Annotated in this window: 17 protein-coding genes; 12 read left to right on the top strand and 5 right to left on the bottom strand. The window is 66.4% G+C overall.

Annotation, left to right across the window (positions count from 1 at the left end):
- Window positions 1-5: 5 nt before the first annotated feature.
- Genes ACW17U_RS15685 through ACW17U_RS15675 form a run of 3 tightly spaced genes read right to left on the bottom strand, consistent with a single transcriptional unit; the run spans window position 6 to window position 1,697 of the window.
- Entirely contained in the window at window positions 6-797 is a 792-nt protein-coding gene (locus ACW17U_RS15685; RefSeq protein WP_492053657.1) for a GIN domain-containing protein, read from the bottom strand.
- A 10-nt stretch (window positions 798-807) separates the two neighbouring features.
- Window positions 808-1,374 carry a DUF1700 domain-containing protein gene (locus ACW17U_RS15680; RefSeq protein WP_062143123.1) on the bottom strand — a complete coding sequence of 189 codons (567 nt, stop codon included), beginning with the start codon at window positions 1,372-1,374 and terminating at the stop codon, window positions 808-810.
- A complete protein-coding gene (locus tag ACW17U_RS15675) occupies window positions 1,371-1,697 on the bottom strand; it encodes a PadR family transcriptional regulator (RefSeq protein WP_062143126.1) in 327 nt (108 codons plus the stop codon). The genes ACW17U_RS15680 and ACW17U_RS15675 overlap by 4 nt, the downstream gene beginning before the upstream one ends.
- Window positions 1,698-2,064: 367 nt before the next feature.
- Between ACW17U_RS15675 and coxB the strand changes: the two genes are divergently transcribed.
- The 9 genes from coxB (at window position 2,065) to thrC (ending at window position 10,049) form a co-directional block, all read left to right on the top strand.
- Window positions 2,065-2,988, top strand: coding sequence for a cytochrome c oxidase subunit II (gene coxB, locus ACW17U_RS15670; RefSeq protein ID WP_062151142.1), 924 nt, complete (start codon window positions 2,065-2,067; stop codon window positions 2,986-2,988).
- A 23-nt stretch (window positions 2,989-3,011) separates the two neighbouring features.
- Window positions 3,012-4,673 (top strand): cytochrome c oxidase subunit I, encoded by a 1,662-nt coding sequence (gene ctaD / locus ACW17U_RS15665; RefSeq protein WP_492053654.1) that lies wholly within the window; start codon window positions 3,012-3,014, stop codon window positions 4,671-4,673.
- A gap of 102 nt (window positions 4,674-4,775) precedes the next feature.
- Window positions 4,776-5,786, top strand: coding sequence for a heme o synthase (gene cyoE, locus ACW17U_RS15660; protein ID WP_062143132.1), 1,011 nt, complete (start codon window positions 4,776-4,778; stop codon window positions 5,784-5,786).
- Window positions 5,783-5,929 carry a cytochrome c oxidase system small membrane protein gene (locus ACW17U_RS15655; protein ID WP_166504109.1) on the top strand — a complete coding sequence of 49 codons (147 nt, stop codon included), beginning with the start codon at window positions 5,783-5,785 and terminating at the stop codon, window positions 5,927-5,929. Before cyoE ends, ACW17U_RS15655 begins: the two co-directional genes overlap by 4 nt.
- On the top strand, window positions 5,907-6,584 hold the full coding sequence (locus ACW17U_RS15650; protein WP_492053651.1) for a cytochrome c oxidase assembly protein: 678 nt from the start codon (window positions 5,907-5,909) through the stop codon (window positions 6,582-6,584). The genes ACW17U_RS15655 and ACW17U_RS15650 overlap by 23 nt, the downstream gene beginning before the upstream one ends.
- A 72-nt stretch (window positions 6,585-6,656) precedes the next feature.
- Window positions 6,657-7,532 carry a cytochrome c oxidase subunit 3 gene (locus ACW17U_RS15645; protein WP_062143137.1) on the top strand — a complete coding sequence of 292 codons (876 nt, stop codon included), beginning with the start codon at window positions 6,657-6,659 and terminating at the stop codon, window positions 7,530-7,532.
- Window positions 7,533-7,601: 69 nt separating this feature from the next.
- Window positions 7,602-7,964, top strand: coding sequence for a DUF983 domain-containing protein (locus ACW17U_RS15640; RefSeq protein ID WP_492053649.1), 363 nt, complete (start codon window positions 7,602-7,604; stop codon window positions 7,962-7,964).
- The gene (locus tag ACW17U_RS15635; RefSeq protein ID WP_492053648.1) at window positions 7,957-8,649 is read left to right on the top strand and encodes an SURF1 family protein; all 693 of its coding nucleotides are present in this window, start codon (window positions 7,957-7,959) and stop codon (window positions 8,647-8,649) included. The genes ACW17U_RS15640 and ACW17U_RS15635 overlap by 8 nt, the downstream gene beginning before the upstream one ends.
- Complete coding sequence (thrC, locus tag ACW17U_RS15630; protein WP_492053646.1) at window positions 8,649-10,049, top strand: threonine synthase; 1,401 nt, start codon at window positions 8,649-8,651, stop codon at window positions 10,047-10,049. The genes ACW17U_RS15635 and thrC overlap by 1 nt, the downstream gene beginning before the upstream one ends.
- 9 nt (window positions 10,050-10,058) lie before the next feature.
- Here thrC and ACW17U_RS15625 read toward each other — a convergent pair whose 3' ends face one another.
- A complete protein-coding gene (locus ACW17U_RS15625) occupies window positions 10,059-10,667 on the bottom strand; it encodes an SseB family protein (protein WP_492053644.1) in 609 nt (202 codons plus the stop codon).
- Window positions 10,668-10,776: 109 nt separating this feature from the next.
- Between ACW17U_RS15625 and ACW17U_RS15620 the strand changes: the two genes are divergently transcribed.
- The 3 genes from ACW17U_RS15620 to ACW17U_RS15610 are packed head-to-tail and all read left to right on the top strand — an operon-like array spanning window position 10,777 to window position 14,383.
- Window positions 10,777-12,054, top strand: a complete 1,278-nt coding sequence (locus ACW17U_RS15620) for a M16 family metallopeptidase (protein ID WP_492053642.1) — start codon at window positions 10,777-10,779, stop codon at window positions 12,052-12,054.
- Between the two features lie 38 nt (window positions 12,055-12,092).
- Entirely contained in the window at window positions 12,093-12,671 is a 579-nt protein-coding gene (locus tag ACW17U_RS15615) for a GNAT family N-acetyltransferase (protein WP_492053640.1), read from the top strand.
- 44 nt (window positions 12,672-12,715) lie between these two features.
- Complete coding sequence (locus ACW17U_RS15610) at window positions 12,716-14,383, top strand: putative bifunctional diguanylate cyclase/phosphodiesterase (protein ID WP_492053639.1); 1,668 nt, start codon at window positions 12,716-12,718, stop codon at window positions 14,381-14,383.
- A gap of 126 nt (window positions 14,384-14,509) precedes the next feature.
- On the opposite strand, the gene ACW17U_RS15605 is transcribed toward ACW17U_RS15610, so the two are convergent.
- A complete protein-coding gene (locus ACW17U_RS15605) occupies window positions 14,510-15,094 on the bottom strand; it encodes a YqgE/AlgH family protein (protein ID WP_062143158.1) in 585 nt (194 codons plus the stop codon).
- Window positions 15,095-15,162: the final 68 nt, after the last annotated feature.

Here is a 15,162-nt window from a genome sequence, read left to right as displayed (position 1 = left end):
GGCCGTTACTCGTAGTCGTGCTGCACGGTGCCCGAGCCGCTGGTATTGGCCGTGAGGCTGGCCGGCTGGGCCTGCAGGCTGACATCGCCGCTGCCCGACAGGGCTATGGTGACGACGTTTTTCGCCGTGACCACGGCATTGCCGCTGCCCGAGATCATCAGGTCGGCATTCTTGGCGGCCAGGTCGTCCAGTTGGGCTTCGCCCGATCCGGCCGAGGTCAGGGACAGGACCGCGACCTTGCCCTCGGCGGAGACATCGCCGCTGCCATTGATCGCCAGGCTCAGGGTCGGCTGGTCAAAGGCCTGGATCTCGAGATCGCCGGACCCGTCCAGCTTGATCTGGCTGATGTTTGGCGCGGTGACGACGATCCTGGTCTGGTCGGCATAGCTGTGAACGCGGATGCCGTTGCGGTCGATGGTCAGGCTGTCGGCGTTCAGGTTGCCGTCACCGTCCGCCAGACTGATCCGGCCGGCATCGACCCGCAGGCGGTCGACGACGGCGGCAGGACCGCTGACCTCGATCCGGGCGACCGGGCCCTGGACATAGGTGACGTCGATCGGCAGGTCGAGGGTCAGGGTGTCACCGGTCCAGGCCAGCTGTCGGGAGACGATCGGTGAGGCCTGCTTGCCGACCGAGCCCAGATGACGGCTATGGATCTGCCCTCTGTCTTGGCTGTCGAACGGAATGGTCCAGCCGTCCTTCAGGATGACGGGTCCGGCCAGGGCGGCGACGCCGGCGGCGCTGCCGAGCATCAGCACAAAGCTGGCCCCGCCGATGATGAGCGCATTACGGATCATGACGGGCCCCTCAGCCTTGATTGTTGATGGCCGGCTTCAGCAGCCGGAAGTGCAGGCGGCCGAACCAGACCACTGCGTTGAAGATGCCAACCGTGGCGATGGTCAGCAGCGAGCCCAGGAAGGTCGCGCCGGCCATCAGGGCCACACCGGCCAGGAAGGCGGTCATGGGGCCGCCCGGAGGTGCCGCCAGCGGACCCATGGCGAAGACGAAGCCGCCCGAGACGAACAGGGCCACCACAGCGACCAGGAAGCCGAACAGGGCCGCAAGAACGCCCATCAGCATCGGCAGCAGGAACATGATGTCGATGGCACCCAGGCCGATCAGGGCAATGATCGCTGCCCCGGCCGCAGCCGGATTCTTGGTCTCCTCCCAGCGCCGGAGCCCGGCATCGGCACGCAGTTCGCGGGCCAGACGGTCGGGATCGCCGAGGGCGGCGGCTGCGTCCGACTCGCTGCGGCCTTCGGCCATGGCGTCGGCGAAGTGGGCCTCATGATCGGCGACGATGTCGGCGATCGTGGTGGCGGGCAGGCCGGCCAGGCCCCGGCGCAGCCGGGTCATGAACTCGAGACGGGTCATGCGGCAGCTCCCAGTATGTCTTCGACGGCCGTGGTGAAGGCGGCCCATTCGGCCTTCTGCTGCGTGAAGCTGGCGCGGCCAGCCGAGGTCAGGCGGTAATATTTACGCGGCGGGCCGCTCTGGGATTCGACCAGATAGGTCTCCACCAGCCCGTCCGACTGCATGCGGCGCATCAGCGGATAGATTGTTCCCTCCCCCATATCGATGTCCTTCGCGAGCTTGCTGGCAATCTCATAGGCATAGCTGTCGGCGCGTGAGAGCAGGGCCAGCACGCAGAGCGCCAGCACGCCCTTCTTCAGTTGAATTTCAATGGCTTCCGGCACGTTGTCCTCGCCGCGGTTGATGCACTCTTCTATCGCACGGTACTGATCGGTACAAGGTACCTGTCAATGAATGTTACGTAATGAACCGGAGCGCCGGGAGCGGCCTTTTTGAAACTGGTTCGCAGCTGGGAACCCAAACCGTTGTGCCGACGGGTTTGGCGGGGGTTTGAGGCGCTTGGCAACCGCTGGCGATGCGCGTATGCAGCCAACAGAATGGTCAGTTGGGCGGGCGCGACCGCGACTCTCTCTATCGAGTCGATTGCGCGATACCGCGAGCCTGACTGTAATGTGCATGTCGGCGCGGCGTGACGTTGATCAAGGTCAAATGATCGACGGCAGGTCGCCGCTGAAACGGGCCGTGAGGAATATGAAGGCGCAATTTCAGGGGATTCGGCGGATTTTGACGGGCGCTGGCGCCCTCGCCGCCACGATGATGTTCGCGGGGCAAGCCCTTGCTGACGATCTGATGGGCCAGCCGACGCCGGGGGCGATCGACCTCCAGCCGGCCGCCTCGTCGCTCAAGCACGATGCGATCTGGTTCCACAATGTGATCCTGATGCCGATCATCACGGTCATCACCTTGTTTGTGCTGGCGCTGATCATCTGGATCGCGATCCGCTATAACAAGAAGGCCAACCCGGTCCCGGCCAAGTTCAGCCACAACACCACCATCGAGATCATCTGGACGGTCGTTCCGGTGATCATCCTGATGGTGATCGCGATCTTCTCGTTCCGGCTGCTGTTCGCCTATAACGACATGCCCAAGCCGTACATGACCGTAAAGGCCACCGGCTATCAGTGGTACTGGGGTTATGAGTATCCCGACCAGAAGATCAGCGAAATCATCTCGGTCGGCCTCTCGGAAGCCGATTCCAAGGCCAAGGGCGTGCCCTATCGCCTGGCGGCCGACAACGCCCTGGTCGTGCCGGTCAATCAGGTGGTCCGCGTCCAGGTCACCGGTGCCGACGTGATCCACGCCTTCGCCCTGCCGGCCTTCGGCCTGAAGACCGACGCCATTCCCGGCCGCCTGAACGAAACCTGGTTCAAGGCCGAGAGGACCGGCGTCTTCTACGGCCAGTGCTCGGAGCTGTGCGGCGTCGACCACGCCTTCATGCCCATCGAGATCAAGGTCGTGACCCAGGCCGAGTTCGACGCCTGGGTGCAGTCCAAGACCGCTCCGCCGGCGGCCGCCCCCGTCGCTGACGCCGCCGCTCCGGCTGCCGCTGTCGCGACCCCGGCCGCCGCTCCCGCCACCGCCCCGGCCGCGGCTCCCGCCGCGCCGGCGGTTTAAGATACGATTGCAGGATTAGTCCGATGGCTCACGCCGCTGACACCCACCACGACGACGCCCACGGCGCCGACGACAAGCCGCCCTTCTTCCAGCGCTGGTTCTTCTCGACGAACCACAAGGACATCGGCACCCTCTACATCCTGTTCGCCATCATGGCGGGCCTGGTGGGCGGGGCCCTGTCGGGCCTGATCCGCTGGGAGCTGATGGAGCCGGGCATCCAGGTGTTCTCCGACACCGGCGTCCTGGCCCAGATGGGTCTGTTCAAGGGCAAGCACGGCTATAACGCCGTGGTCACCGCCCACGCGCTGATCATGATCTTCTTCATGGTCATGCCGGCGATGATCGGCGGATTCGGCAACTGGTTCGTTCCGATCATGATCGGCGCGCCGGACATGGCCTTCCCGCGGATGAACAACATCTCGTTCTGGCTGCTGATCGCTGCCTGGGTCCTGCTCTGCGTCTCGATGTTCGTCGACGGCGGTCCGGGCCACGGCTTCGGGGGTGGCTGGACCATCTATCCGCCGCTGTCGACCATCGGTCACAAGGGTCCGGCCATGGACCTGGCGATCCTGTCGCTCCACCTGGCCGGTGCCTCGTCGATCCTCGGCGCGATCAACTTCATCACCACCATCTTCAACATGCGCGCGCCGGGCATGACCCTGCACCGCATGCCGCTGTTCGCCTGGTCGGTGCTGATCACCGCCTTCCTGCTGCTGCTGTCGCTGCCCGTTCTGGCCGGCGCCATCACCATGCTGCTGACCGACCGTAACTTCGGCACCCACTTCTTCGATCCGGCCGCCGGCGGCGACCCCGTCATGTTCCAGCACCTGTTCTGGTTCTTCGGTCACCCGGAAGTGTACATCCTGATCCTGCCAGGCTTCGGCATCATCAGCCACATCGTCTCGACCTTCTCCAAGAAGCCGGTCTTTGGTTATCTGGCGATGGCCTATGCCATGGTCGCCATCGGCTTCGTCGGCTTCGTCGTGTGGGCGCACCACATGTACACTGTCGGCATGAGCATCAATCTGCGTGCCTATTTCGTGGCCGCCACGATGATCATCGCCGTTCCGACCGGCGTGAAGATCTTCTCCTGGATCGCCACGATGTGGGGCGGGTCGATCAGCTTCAAGACGCCCATGCTGTGGGCGATCGGCTTCATCTTCCTGTTCACGGTCGGCGGCGTCACCGGCGTCGTCCTGTCCAATGCCGGCATCGATTACAGCCTGCATGACACCTATTACGTCGTCGCCCACTTCCATTACGTGCTGTCGCTGGGCGCGGTGTTCGCCATCTTCGCCGGCTTCTTCTACTGGTTCGAGAAGATGTGGGGCGTGAAGTACAACGAGTTCCTGGGCTGCGTGCAGTTCTGGATCATGTTCGTCGGCGTCAACCTGATCTTCTTCCCGCAGCACTTCCTGGGCCTGCAGGGCATGCCGCGTCGCTATGTCGACTATCCGGACGCCTTCGCGAAGTGGAACTATGTCTCGACCGTCGGCTACCTGATCACGGTCGTTGGCGTGGTGGTCTTCCTGATCATCCTGATCGAGGCCGCTGTCCGTCGCCGCAAGGCCGAGGACAATCCGTGGGGCGAAGGTGCCACCACCCTGGAATGGACCCTGTCCTCACCGCCGCCGTTCCACCAGTTCAGCGAGCCGCCGGTGATCAAGGAAGACGATCACCACTGATCGCCGACCTGACGACAGACTGAAACGCGGGGGCGCGGTCTGGACCACTTAAGGGTCCGGGCCGCGCCCTTCGCCCATAAAGACCGCTATAAACAGACGCCGATGCCCAAAACCGCCGCCCTGACTCCAGAAACCGACCAGACGCCCACGGCCCCGGCCGCGGCGCGCTGGCAGGATTTCTTCCAGCTGCTGAAGCCCCGCGTCATGTCGCTGGTGGTCTTTACGGGCCTGACCGGCCTGCTGGCGGCGCGCGCGCCCGTGCATCCGGTTCTGGCCGCCGTAGCGGTGCTGTGCATCGCCGTAGGTGCCGGGGCCTCCGGGGCCCTGAACATGTGGTTCGACGCCGACATCGACAGGCTGATGCGCCGCACCCGCGGCCGCCCCGTACCCTCGGGCAAGGTGCGCGGCGACGATGCCGCGGCCCTGGGCGTGGTCCTGAGCCTGCTGTCGGTCATGCTGCTGGGCATGGCGGTCAACTGGCTGGCCGCCGGCCTGCTGGCCTTCACCATCGTCTTCTATGCCGTGGTCTACACCATGTGGCTCAAGCGCTGGACGCCGCAGAACATCGTCATCGGCGGCCTGGCCGGGGCTCTGCCCCCCGCCATCGGCTGGGCGGCCGCAACCGGCTCGGCCCCGCTCAATGCCTGGCTGATGGTCGCCATCATCTTCTTCTGGACCCCGCCCCACTTCTGGGCCCTGTCGCTGTACATCACCACCGACTATGCGAAGGCCGGTGTGCCGATGCTGCCGGTGGTCAAGGGTGCCAAGGCCACCCGCCTGCAGATCCTGATCTACAGCCTGATCCTGATCCCGATCTGCCTCTCGCCGGTCCTGACCGGCCTGGGCGGGCCGCTTTATCTGGCGGTCGCCGGCCTGGGCGGCGCGGTGTTCCTGCTGCTGGCTGTCCGCGTGTTCCTGAGCAAGGCCGGCGATGCGGCAGATCCGCGCGCCGCCGACCGCGACCTCTACGAGGTGACCGAAGACATGAAGGCCGCCGGTGCGAAGGCGGCCCGCAACCTGTTCGCCTTTTCGATCCTGTATCTGTTCGCCCTGTTCGCCGCCCTGCTGGGTGAGGCGGTCTTGGGCGTCAAAGCATTGGAGCTTCTGCGATGAACAAGCTTGTCGAGGACGATGCCGCGCGGGCCCGAAAAGGGCGCAATATCGCTCTGGGCCTGGGATTGCTGGCCTTTGTCATTCTGGTTTTTGTTGTCACTGTCGTGAAGCTTGGTGCCAATGTCGCAAACCGTCCCTTCTGATTCCGGCCAGACCCCGGCCCCCGCCAGGGCGCTCAAGTCGGTCAAGGACCTCACGGCCCGGCGCAATGCCCGTGTCGGCCTGCTGTGCGCAGCGGCCTTTTTCGGCATGGTCGGCGCGGCCTATGCCTCGGTGCCGCTCTACAAGCTGTTTTGCCAATTGACCGGCTTTGACGGCACGGTCCGCAAGGCGGATCTGGCCCCGACTCGCATCCTCGATCGCAAGGTCACCATCCGATTCGATTCCAACATCCGCGAACTGCCCTGGACCTTTTCGACCGAGCAGGTCAGCCAGCAGGTCCGGATCGGCGACACGGGCCTAGCCTTCTTCAAGGTCACCAATAACAGCGACCAGCCGATGACCGGCCGGGCCATCTACAATGTGGTCCCCGAACAGGCCGGGCCCTATTTCCAGAAGCTGGAGTGTTTTTGCTTTAGCAATCAGACGATTGCGGCCGGCCAGACGGTCGAATTCCCGGTCGTTTACTTCGTCGATCCCCAATATGCGGACGATCCGGAGACCAAGGGCAAGGGCGAGATCACGCTGTCCTACACCTTCTTCCCGGCGGTTCTCGACGATCCGAAGCAAAAACAGACGGCTTCGACGACGCCGCGCATCGTGCAACCCCTTGGCGGCGCGCCGTCTAGGGGGCTATAGCGTTTCATCAAGACGCGCGAGGGCGGGGGGACCGGCCATCGCGACCAGAGGGATATAAGGGTTAGCACCACCATGGCCCACGGCGCCGTCAAACACGACTACCACATCCTGCCACCCAGCCCGTGGCCCCTCGTGGGCTCGGTCGCCGCCACCGTCATGGCTCTCGGCCTGATCGGCTGGCTCAAGGGCGGCGTGCTCGGCATCGAAAAGGGCAACTGGGCGATCTTCGCCGCAGGCTTTGCCGGCATCCTCTACACCTTCTTCGGCTGGTGGTCGGATGTCGCCAAGGAAGCCAAGGCCGGCGATCACACCCCGGTCGTCTCGATCGGCCTCCGCTACGGCATGATCCTGTTCATCGCTTCGGAAGTGATGTTCTTCGTCGCCTGGTTCTGGATGTTCTTCGAGATGGCGCTCTTCCATGAGCACCGCACCCTCTCGTCCATCGAGGAAGTCCGCACCGCCTGGGCCGCCTGGCCGCCCGCCGGTGTCGAGACCGTCTCGCCCTGGCACCTGCCGCTGATCAACACCCTGACCCTGCTGCTGTCGGGCACGACCGTCACCTGGGCCCACCACGCCCTGCAGGTCGGCGACCGCAAGGGAGCCAAGTGGGGCCTGATCCTGACCATTCTGCTGGGGGCCCTGTTCACGGCCATCCAGGTCTATGAATATGCCCACATCAACCACGAGCAGCTGTTCTATTCGGAAGCGGCCGTGAACTCGGGCCTGTACGGCTCCACCTTCTTCCTGGCCACGGGCTTCCACGGTTTCCACGTGTTCGTCGGCACCCTGTTCCTGCTGGTCTGCCTGATCCGCCTGATGAACGGTGCCTTCACGCCCAAGCAGCACTTCGGCTTCGAAGCCGCCGCCTGGTACTGGCACTTCGTCGACGTGGTCTGGCTTTTCCTGTTTGCCTTCATCTACGTGATCTTCGGCGCCTCGGCGCACTAGGTCACACGCTTCGAGGGGGCCCGGAACGCCAGACGGTGTTCCGGGCCTTTTTCATTTCCGGGAGGCCGCATGGCCCAAGTGAACCCCTATCTCGCCGGCGCGACCGGGCACTGTCCCAAATGCGGCGAGGGCTTTCTGTTCGAGGGCTTCCTGAAGATCGCCCCGGCCTGCGAGGCCTGCGGTTTCGAGCTGGGCCGCCACGAGACCGGCGACGGGGCCTCGACCTTCATCATCCTGATTGGCGGCGGTGTCGGGGCCTTCGGGGCGCTGTTTTCGATGTTCGCCTGGCACTGGCCGATCTGGCTGCTGTTGCTCGTCTGGCTGCCGGTGACCCTGGGCCTCAGCCTGGGCCTGATGCGACCGGCCAAGGGCCTGATGGTCGCCGCCCAGGTCGCCAACAAGGCCTCTGAAGCGGGCCGTCGCGATGTCTGAGGTCCCTGCCGCTGCGAAGAAGGCCGGCTTTCCGTTCGGCCTGACGATCGCTGTTGCGATCAGCTTTGTCATTCTCTGCGGCCTCGGCGGCTGGCAGATCCAGCGCATGGCCTGGAAGGAAGACCTGCTGGCGCGGATCGAGACCCTGAAGACGGCCTCGCCGACCCCGATCGGACCCGTCCTGGCCGAAGCGGCCGGCGGCGGCAATGTGGCCTGGACGCGGGTCCAGGTCGACTGCCGCCCCCTGGCCCTGCCGGCCTTGCCCCTGGCCTATGGCGTCCGCGATGGCGACATGGTCTGGCGGGCCCAGGCCCTCTGCGGCCTGACGGGCGGGCCCTATGACCTGATCCTGATCGACCGCGGCGTCGTCCCCGCCCTGACCGGCCAGGTCAAGGCCCCGGAGCGCCGTTTCGGCGAGCCTGGCCAGGTAACGGGCATCCTGATCCCCCTGGCCCAGCTGGGCGGCGATCGGGCCCGGGCCGTGACCGGCCTAGCCGGTCAGAAGCCGGCCCCCCTGGCCCTGATGGCCGAGCGCGAAACCCCGGCTCCTGCTGACATTGTCCCGGCCCCGCTTCCGGCAGAAATTTCCAATCGGCACCTCGAATACGCCCTGACGTGGTTCGGTCTTGCCGTAACCCTGCTCTTTATCTATGCCGCCATGCTCTGGCGGAGACTGAGACCCTGATGCGCTACGTTTCGACCCGCGGCGAGGCCGCGCCGATCGGATTCCTCGATGCCGTGCTGGCGGGCCTGGCCCCGGACGGCGGCCTCTATGTCCCGTCAGAGTGGCCGAGCTTCACCAAGGCCGAGATCGCCGCCTTTGCCGGCCAACCCTATGCCAAGGTCGCCGCGGCCGTGATGGGCAAGTTCGTCGGCAATGACATCCCCGCCGAGACCCTCGCCGACATGTGCGAGGAGGCCTATGCCACCTTTGCCCACAGCGCCGTTACGCCCCTGAAGCAGCTGGGCCCCAACCGCTTCCTGCTGGAGCTGTTCCACGGTCCGACCCTGGCTTTCAAAGATGTTGCGATGCAGCTCTTGGGGCGGCTGTACGACTATGTGCTGGAGCGCCAGTCGCGCAAGATGACCATCATCTGCGCCACCTCGGGTGACACCGGCGGCGCGGCCGTCGAGGCCTTCCGGGGTCGCAAGAACGCCCGCATCGTTGCCCTGTTCCCCGAGGGCCGGATCAGCGAGGTCCAGCGCCGGTTCATGACCACGGCCACCGACGACAACGTGGCCTGCGTCTCGATCCTTGGCTCGTTCGACGATTGCCAGGCCATCGTCAAACAGGCCTTCCAGGATGACCAGTTCCGCCACGCGGTCGACCTGTCGGGCGTCAACTCGATCAACTGGGCGCGGATCGCGGCCCAGAGCGTCTATTATTTCACCGCCGCCGTGGCCCTGGGCGGACCGGAGCGGCCCGTGGCCTTTGTGGTGCCGACCGGCAATTTCGGCGACGCCTATGCCGCCTTCGTGGCCAGCAAGCTCGGTTTGCCGATAGCCCAGATCACCTGCGCCACCAATTCCAACGACATCCTGGCCCGAACCTTCGAGGAGGGCCGTTATGCCCGGGGCGCGGTGGCCGCCACCCAGAGCCCGGCCATGGATATCCAGGTCGCCTCCAATTTCGAGCGCCTCTATTTCGAAGCGGTGCGTCGTGACGGGGTCGAGACCGGCCGCGCCTTCCGCGGATTTGGCGACAGTGGCCTGATCGACATCCCGCCCAGCGCCTTTGCCCTGATGCGCGAGCTGTTCCGTGGCGCGGCGGTCAGCGAGGCCGACACCGCCAAGACCATGCTCTCGACTTTGAACGAGACCGGCGAGGTCATCGATCCTCATACCGCCGTGGGCGTGGCGGCAGCGGCCCGCGTCCAGCTGGACGACCCGACCATCCCGGTGGTGGTGCTGTCGACCGCCCATCCGGCCAAGTTCCCCGAGGCCGTGGCCGCCGCCTGCGGCCTGACCCCGGCCACGCCGCGGGCCACGCCGGACCTGTCGCAGAAGCCCGAACGTTTCGAGCGCCTGCCGGCCAGCGGCGAGACGGTAAAGGCCTTCGTTCGCACCTTCGCGGCCCAGGGCTAGCGCTTTGCCCTATTGGGCTGGGTTCTGCGCGAGCAGGCGCGCGATCTGTTCAGGCTCGATGTAGACGGGCGGACGCAGGCCGTAGTTGACCACAATCGGATGACCCGCGCCCGTCGCGAGCGCCTGACGGCCGGAGAGTGATAGCCAGGGCCATTCACTTTCGTTGTGCAGGCTTTGACGAAGACGAGCCTGGCTGGTGTAGACGACCATGGCATTGGGGCGTCCCGTTTCGATCGGCAATCTCAAGAAGGTCACTTTTGTTGGGTCAGCCTTCGTCTCTGCAACGCCTTCCCTAGTGGTCGGCAAATAGACCTTGGATGATAGTAGGGCGATCTCGAAGGCGCGTTCGGTCTCTTTTGAAGGTTCACGCGCGAGGGCGACCATGGCTTCTTCGAGATCATTCGCGGGCGCGATGAAGGGCTGCTCGGTCAGGATGATCGCGTTGAAGGCCATGCCGTAGCGTCGGCTCTCAGCATCTTTCATCCTCTCGGGCGGCTTCATGCGATAGTCGCCTCGCGCGATGGCTGCACGGGCGTCGCGACGAGCAACACTTTCAGGTCCGGCGCAGGCAGCGGTGAGGCCAGCCACCGCCAGAATCGCTATCAACGAACCCCGCATTACCGCTCCCCGAACAGCACCAGGACGCTAACGTCGTCTGCCTGCTTGTCTAGGTAGCATTGGCGAGACGTTGACCCCCCGCCCGGTCCCGCGTATCGCCGGAGGCTTCATGAACACCTCCGCATCCCTCCACACCCTCCCCAACGGCGTCCGGGTTGTCTGCGACCCGATGCCGGGCCTCGAAACCCTGGCCTTGACCGTGGTCGCCGGGCGCGGCGCGGCCAATGAGGATCCGGCCCGGTCGGGCTGGGCCCACCTGCTGGAGCACATGGTCTTCAAGGGGGCCGGTTCGCGCAGCTCGCGCGACATCGTCGAGGTCATCGAAAGCCAGGGCGGCTCGATCAATGCCGCCACCGGCTATGAGCGCACCAGCTTCCAGGTCCGGGCCCTGAAGGGTGGACTGGACCTGGGCATGGACGTCATCGCCGACCTGCTGCTGCGCCCCACCCTCGACGAGGCCGATCTGGTCCGCGAGAAGCAGGTGGTGGCCCAGGAGATCGCCGAGGCCGCCGATGCGCCCGACGACTATGTCTTTGACCTGATCCAGACCGCCGCCTGGGGCGAGCATCCGGTGGGCCGGCCGATCCTCGGCTCGGTCGAGACGGTCAATGCCGCCACCAATGCCGCCCTGTCCGACTGGCGGGGCGCGCTCTATGCCCCCGACCGGCTGGTGATCAGCGCCACCGGTGCGGTGGACGAGGCCCAGCTGATGGCCGCCGCCGAGCGCGCCTTTGGCGGCGTGCCCGTCGGCGAGTGCCTGGCCGAACCCGTCGCTGCGCCCTTCATCGGCGGCCATGCCGGCGAGGTGCGCAAGCTCGAACAATCGCATCTGGTGTTCATGCTGCCGGCCTGCGGCGCGCGGGAGCAGGACTATTTCGCCCTGCGGATCTTTGCCGAGTGCCTGGGCGGCGGGATGTCCTCGCGCCTGTTCCAGGAAGCCCGCGAGAAACGCGGTCTGGCCTACAACATCGACGCCTATTCCGACACCTATGCCGACCACGGGGCCCTGGGCATCTATGCCGGCTGCGCGGCCAAGGATGCGGTCGAGACCGCAAAAGTCTGTGCCGAGCAACTGGTCGCCCTGGCCCGCCACATCGAGCCGGCCGAACTGGCCCGGGCCAAGGCCCAGCTCAAGGCGCACATGTTCATGGCCCGCGAGCAGCCCCTGTCTCGGGCCGAGCAGGCCGCCGGCCAGGTGCTGCTGTTTGACCGTCTCTATCCGCCGGCCGAGCTGGCCCATGAGGTCGACGCCGTGACCCCGGCCGACATCGTGCGCCTGGGCGAGCGCCTGCTGGGCTCACGCCGTTGCGCCACGGCCATACTCGGGGCCAAGTCGGCGCTTAAGGCCGGTCCCGCCTTCGAGGCGGCCCTGTTCGCGGCGGCCTGATCGCCCCTTCGCCCCGCCCGGAGTCTGCTGGAGTGCCTGTGCCGACCCTACTGCAGCTGTTTCGCAGCCGGCCTGGCCTGAAGCTCCAGGGCAGGGGCGTCTATCTGCGTCCCCCGCGCCTTTCGGACTATCGGGACTGGGCGGACCTGCGGCGAGGTTCGCGCAGCTTCCTGGAGCCCTGGGAGCCGACCTGGCCGGAGGACGACCTGGGGCGGCGGGCCTTCCGCGCCCGCCTCGGGGCCTATGCCCGTGAGCTGGAGACCGGCGAGGCCTGGCCCTTCTTCGTGTTCCGCAAGAGCGACGACGCCCTGATCGGGGCCGTGAGGCTGTTTCACGTCCGGCGGGGGGTCTCGCTGAGCGGCACGATCGGCTACTGGCTGGGCCAGCCCTATGTCCGTCAGGGCCATATGAGCGACGCGGTTTCCGCCGTCATTCGCTTTGCCTTCGACGGCCTGGGCCTTCATCGCCTCGAGGCCGCCTGCATGCCGGAAAACACCCCTTCGGCCGCTCTTCTGCTCAAATGCGGTTTTTCCGAAGAAGGTTACGCCCCGGCTTATTTGAAAATTAACGGCGAGTGGCGAGATCATCGTCTGTTCGGACTGGTCGCGCGATCCTAGCGCACGGTCCGTGCAGAAGCGCCGGTGTGGCGTTGGGATCGAGTATGTCGTTTCGGGCTACGGACCGCAGGATCTGGGACACGACCGCCACGCTGGAAGCGTTGGGCGCGGCCGATGTTGCCCTGTGGGTCTGGGAGCCCGAGGCCGACCGCCTGAGGATCAATGGCGCGGCCCGCGCCCTGGGCCTCGGCCCCCTGGCCCCGGAATGCTCCTCCGCCGCCTTCCGCGCCCTGGCCCTGCCGCAGGATCGCGCCCAGGCCGAGGACGTGCTGAAGGTCCGCGAGCCGGGCTCGGAAGTCATGGCCCGTCTGCGCCTGCGCGGGTCCGAGACCTGCATCTGGCGGGGCGTCTGGCTGGAGGAGGGGGTCCGCGCCGCCGGCGTCGTCGCTCCCGAAGTGAAATTCGCCGCCTCGGGCCGCTGTGACCTGACCGGCCTGCTGGATCGGCGCAGCTTCATCGCCCGCGCCCGCGAACGTCTGCGCCATGAGGGTGTGCATGAACTGGTGGTCGCCGATGTCGATCGCCTGCGCCGCCTGAACGAGGCCCTGGGCCACGAACGCGCCGATCTGGTGCTGGCCGCCCTCGGCTCGCGCCTGGCCGCCGCCTTTCCAACCGGCTCGATCCTGGGCCGGATCGGCGAGGACGAGTTTGCCGTGCTGTGCGAGCCGCGGGGCTTCGAGCCCGCCGAGCTGCTGCGCAATGCCCTGGAACAGCCGCTGCGGGTCGCCGGCTTTGATATCCATCCGACCCTGTCGATCGGGGCCGTCAATGCCGAGGGCGGCGAGGATGCGCCCGAGGCGACCGAGCTTCTGCGTCGCGCCGAACTGGCCGTCGAGGCCGCCTCGGCCGCCGGTCGCGGCGGGGCCGCCGCCTATGGCCGGTCGATGGAAACCGACGGCCTGTCGCGTCTGGCGCTCGAGGCCGATCTGCGCGGAGCCATAGCCCGCGGCGAGATCACCCCCTATTTCCAGCCGGTCGTACGCCTGTCGACCGGGGCCCTGTCGGGCTTCGAAGCCCTGGCCCGCTGGCTGCACCCGCGCCGGGGCATGCTGCCGCCCGACGAGTTCCTCCCGCTGATCGAGGAAATGGGCCTGATGAGCGAGCTGGGCGAGCACATGATGCGCACCGCCGGCGCGCAGCTGGCCGCCTGGCGTCGCAGCCATCCGGCCGTCGGGGCCCTGACCGTCAGCGTCAACCTGTCGACTGGCGAGATCGACCGTCCCGGCCTGGTCCATGACGTGGCCCAGGTGCTGAAGACCAACAACCTGCCGCGCGGGGCCCTGAAGCTCGAGGTCACCGAAAGCGACATCATGCGCGATCCGGAACGGGCTGCCGTGATCCTCAAGACCCTGCGCGACGCCGGCGCCGGCCTGGCCCTGGATGACTTCGGCACCGGCTTCTCGTCGCTGCAATATCTGACGCGCCTGCCGTTCGACACCCTGAAGATCGACCGCTATTTCGTCCGCACCATGGGCGGCAATCCCGGCTCGGCCAAGATCGTCCGCTCGGTGGTCAAGCTGGGCCAGGACCTCGATCTGGAAGTGGTGGCCGAAGGCGTCGAGAACGCTGAAATGGCCGCCGCCCTGCAGGCGTTGGGCTGCGACTACGGCCAGGGCTTCGGCTATGCCCCGGCCCTGTCGCCGCAGGAAGCCGAGGTCTATCTCAATGAGGCCTATGTCGATGGCGCGGCGCCGGTGAAGGCGCGGGGCTGATCGGCGACTACTGGCCCCCTCCGGGCCTTCGGCCCTCCTCCCCCGTAGGGGGAAGATGAGGTCATCCGCCCCCTACGGGGGCGGACGGTCGCGAAGCGACCCGGTGGGGGCAAGTCGACAGACCCCCTAAGCTCTACCCGCCTGGCTCGACAGGTGATCGGCCGAGATCCCCAGCTTGGCCAGGGCCCGCGTCCATTTGTGGGCGTGGTCGTCGTCGAACAGCAACTCCTCGTCGGCGTCGCAGACCAGCCAGATATTGTCGCGCACCTCCTGCTCCAGCTGGCCGGGGCCCCAGCCGGCATAGCCCAGGGCCAGGATCGCCCGGCGCGGCTGGCGCTCATGGCTGCCCAGGGCGTCGAGGACGTCGCGGGTGGCGGTCAGGGCCAGGCCGTCGTGCAGGGCCAGGGTCGAATCGGGCGAGTTGAAATCGTCGGTGTGCAGGACAAAGCCCCGCTCCAGCTCCACCGGCCCGCCCATCAGGACGAGATGGCCCGGAGTCCTGATCTCGGACCGGACCCCCAGCTTGTCGAGCAGTTCAAACACCGTCAGGCCCTCGACCGGGCGATTGACGGTAATGGCCATCGCCTGGTCTTCGTCATGGGCGCACATATAGAGGACCGCGCGCTCGAAGCGCTCATCCTCAATGCCCGGCATGGCCACCAGCAGCCGGCCGGTCAGGAAGTCCGCCTCGTCAGGGGTGTCGCGGTTCATGGCCTCAGGATCGTGACAGAACGCGACGGTTTCAAGTCGAACCTTTGGCTTGGCGCGTTGTCTTCCGA

It is taken from the genome of Caulobacter sp. AVps16 (genome assembly GCF_058681455.1).
Note: the sequence above shows the minus strand (reverse complement) of the source record. Positions and strands in the feature narration are given on the sequence as shown.

Coding starts and splice junctions, on each gene's coding strand:
- ACW17U_RS15685 (WP_492053657.1), bottom strand. CDS start 797: ATGATCCGTAATGCGCTCATCATCGGCGGGGCCAGCTTTGTGCTGATG.
- ACW17U_RS15680 (WP_062143123.1), bottom strand. CDS start 1,374: ATGACCCGTCTCGAGTTCATGACCCGGCTGCGCCGGGGCCTGGCCGGC.
- coxB (WP_062151142.1), top strand. CDS start 2,065: ATGAAGGCGCAATTTCAGGGGATTCGGCGGATTTTGACGGGCGCTGGC.
- ctaD (WP_492053654.1), top strand. CDS start 3,012: ATGGCTCACGCCGCTGACACCCACCACGACGACGCCCACGGCGCCGAC.
- cyoE (WP_062143132.1), top strand. CDS start 4,776: ATGCCCAAAACCGCCGCCCTGACTCCAGAAACCGACCAGACGCCCACG.
- ACW17U_RS15655 (WP_166504109.1), top strand. CDS start 5,783: ATGAACAAGCTTGTCGAGGACGATGCCGCGCGGGCCCGAAAAGGGCGC.
- ACW17U_RS15650 (WP_492053651.1), top strand. CDS start 5,907: ATGTCGCAAACCGTCCCTTCTGATTCCGGCCAGACCCCGGCCCCCGCC.
- ACW17U_RS15645 (WP_062143137.1), top strand. CDS start 6,657: ATGGCCCACGGCGCCGTCAAACACGACTACCACATCCTGCCACCCAGC.
- ACW17U_RS15640 (WP_492053649.1), top strand. CDS start 7,602: ATGGCCCAAGTGAACCCCTATCTCGCCGGCGCGACCGGGCACTGTCCC.
- ACW17U_RS15635 (WP_492053648.1), top strand. CDS start 7,957: ATGTCTGAGGTCCCTGCCGCTGCGAAGAAGGCCGGCTTTCCGTTCGGC.
- thrC (WP_492053646.1), top strand. CDS start 8,649: ATGCGCTACGTTTCGACCCGCGGCGAGGCCGCGCCGATCGGATTCCTC.
- ACW17U_RS15625 (WP_492053644.1), bottom strand. CDS start 10,667: ATGCGGGGTTCGTTGATAGCGATTCTGGCGGTGGCTGGCCTCACCGCT.
- ACW17U_RS15620 (WP_492053642.1), top strand. CDS start 10,777: ATGAACACCTCCGCATCCCTCCACACCCTCCCCAACGGCGTCCGGGTT.
- ACW17U_RS15610 (WP_492053639.1), top strand. CDS start 12,716: ATGTCGTTTCGGGCTACGGACCGCAGGATCTGGGACACGACCGCCACG.
- ACW17U_RS15605 (WP_062143158.1), bottom strand. CDS start 15,094: ATGAACCGCGACACCCCTGACGAGGCGGACTTCCTGACCGGCCGGCTG.